Source organism: Kitasatospora sp. NPDC004531 (assembly GCF_053602195.1).
Genome location: NZ_JBSGDD010000192.1, coordinates 1 through 2,929 on the forward strand (window position 1 = coordinate 1; position 2,929 = coordinate 2,929).

At 70.9% G+C, this 2,929-nt stretch carries 1 protein-coding gene; it reads left to right on the forward strand.

The window, feature by feature from the left end; translation table 11 throughout:
• Nucleotides 1–1,087 precede the first annotated feature (1,087 nt).
• A complete protein-coding gene (locus ACWEMJ_RS33960) occupies nucleotides 1,088–2,599 on the forward strand; it encodes a restriction endonuclease (protein ID WP_452140997.1) in 1,512 nt (503 codons plus the stop codon).
• The last annotated feature ends 330 nt before the right edge of the window (nucleotides 2,600–2,929 follow it).

Consider the following 2,929-nt stretch of genomic DNA (forward strand, 5'->3'; position numbering starts at 1 on the left):
CACCACACCCCCAACGGTCCGGATCAACGGGCAACACCGCACATCCAACCGCGCGCAGCACCAACCCGGCGAACCATCCCGGTCAAAGCACTAGATGTCGTTGGTGATCTCCTCCCCGCGCAGCCGGGGCCGTTCCGACCCTGGACGCCTGCGCCTGGGGCATGGCCGTCTCCTCCCCGCGCAGCCGGGGCTGTTCCGTTTCTGCCCCCCTGCGCCCCCCTGCCACCCCGCTCCTCCCCGCGCAGCCGAGGCTGTTCCGCCGTGCTCGGGCCGCTTGCCAAGCGGCGTGACCTCATCCCCGCGCAGCTGGGGCTGTTCCGTGTCGGAGCCGGACGCGTACTTGAGGGCCAGGCTCCTCCCCGCGCAGCCGGGGCTGTTCCGGCGGACGTCCCGCTCGTGGTCGGCTCCGACACCTCCTCCCCGCGCAGCCGGGGCTGTGCCGACGATCGGCCACTACGAGAACGGTCGCGTGCCCTCCTCCCCGCGCAGCCGGGGCTGCTCCGTACTTCGCATACCACGACGCCACCGCTGGCGGCTCCTCCCCGCACCGTCCCCGCGCTGGGCGGATGAACCGCCACACCGGCAGCAACCAGAGGTGACGCCGGACCACGAACTTCACGGCTTCGGATCCTCCAACCCCAAGGAAGGGCCTCCCCCTCCCCCAAGGGACCGGCCACCAAGCTGCGGATCCCACCTCCGGCGCCGCGCGCAGGGCGAGCCGCGCCGTGCCCCTCTGCCGAGCCCCGGGGGCGAGGACGCGCCGCCCAGGGCCCGGCCGCTGCTCCGCGAACAGACTTCACCCAAGATCCACGGCAGCATCCGCGCGTCTGGAATCGCCGCAGCGCTGAACGCCGTACGCGACCCGTGCAGCCGCGCGGTCAAGGGTCGGCGGAAGCCCTTCCACGCTTCCGCATCAGCGAGCGCTCCATCTCTCCAGCAGCGGCGGCACGTTGTGCCCTCACACCGGCTACTCATCCCCCGTTCCGCCCGAAGCTGCGGATTCTCGGCGGCCCCAGCCGGGTAGTGCTGCTGGCATATCGCGCAGGCAGCGCCGCCCCGCGCTGTCGTGGACCAGGGGGTGGACCGGGTGGCACGCCGAAAGACCGTGGCGGAGATCCTCGCCGAGGCGTACCGCTTGAAGCAGCAGGCGCGCGCCGCGCAGGCACAGGGCGGGGCCCAACGGGCGACCGGCCGCGCTGCCGCACCGGCGGCTCAACCCCGTCCCAGGAAGCGGAAGGTGGACCCGGCCGTCGAACAAGCCCGGCTCCTGGCCGCCGGCGAGAAGCACCTCCAACGCGAGGAGGCCGCCCGAGCGAAGGAAGCCGCCCGGGTGGAAGCCGAGTTGGCCAAGCGCCAGACGGCTCGCCGCCGGGAGGAGGAGGCGAAGAAGCGCGCGAACGCCCAGGCCGAGAAGGAAGCCCAACGCCAGGCCCGGCAAGCCGAGACGGCCCGACTCAAAGCCGAGACCGAGGCGAGCACCGCCGAGTGCAACCGGCGCCGCGAGGAACTGGAATCAGTCCTGCTGCTGCGCCCCGAAGGCCTGGAGGCGTGGCACCCTCACATCGAAGAGGCTTTCACCCGCGAAGGCCCCCAGGGCGTCGCCGGGCACATCGAAGACCTGCTGCAGCGCTCCCCTGTCCCCCCAGGCTGCCGGACCGCGGCCCAGGCGGTCTACCTCCCCGAGGCCCAGCAGCTTTTGCTCGACATCGAACTGCCCAACCACGAGATCATCCCCGCGATCGCCTCCTACCGCTACGTCGCACAGCGGGCCGAGGTCGTCCCCCAGCCCGCCAAGCAGGCCGAGGTCCACGAGGCCTACGCCCGGCTGGTGGCCCGCTTGGCCCTGCGCGCGCTGGACGAGGCCTTCTCCGCCACCCCGGCCTCGCTCGTCGAGACCGTCGTCCTCAACGGCCGCGTCAACACCACCGACCGGGCGACCGGCCGGACCGTCAGGGCCTGCGTCGTCAGCGTCGTCGCCGAGCGCAAGGACTTCACCGAACTGGTCCTGGACGAGCCCCGGCTCGACCCGCAGCAGTGCCTCCACCGCCTCGGCGCCACCGTCTCCAAGCATCCCCACGATCTGGAACCGGTCACCCCCGTGGTCGAGGCCGACCTGTCCCGCTACCGCATCACCCCCGACACCGCCGTGGTCGCCACCCTGGACAGCCGGCCCGACCTGCTCCGGATGAACCCCTACGACTTCGAACGCCTGGTGCGTGAACTCTTCGAAGCCATGGGCTACGAGACCTGGCGCACCCAGGGCTCCCGCGACGACGGCGTGGACGCCGTCGCGACACTGGCCGACCCGACCGGATCCACCGTCTTCGCCATCCAGGCCAAACGCTCCAAGAACGTGGTCCCGGTGAACACCGTCCGCGCCATGTCCGGCGTCATGCACGACAAGGACGCCGGCTACGGCATCGTCGTCACCACCTCGTGGTTCGGCAAGGACAGCTACGACTTCGCCCACCGCAACGGCCGCCTCCGCCTCATCAACGGCCGCAACCTGAAGGCCCTGCTGGCCGAGCACCTGCACATCGACGCCCTGATCGGACTGCCCAAGGTCCCCCCGGGCTGGCAGGCCGACGACCTCGCGTAGGCGAACCCGCAGCCGCCGCCCGCGGTCGCGGCGGCCCCAGCCGATGCCTACGGTCCCTGGCTGGCCCCCAGCAAGATCGCAAAGCGGCGCAGCCACAGCCTCCCCTCACCTGTCGGACCATCAACAAAAAGGCCGCTGACCTGGAATTTCTCCCAGCCAACGGCCTTCCGACATCTCTGTCGGGACGACAGGATTTGAACCTGCGACCCCTTGACCTCCAGTCAAGTGCACCTACTACTGAAGTTGAATGTGTGATGTCGCTCGGACGGGTGAAGTCGTAGCGTTCGTCTGCCGGCGGAGGGTCGAGCCCGGTAGTCGTGTGCTGTGAGG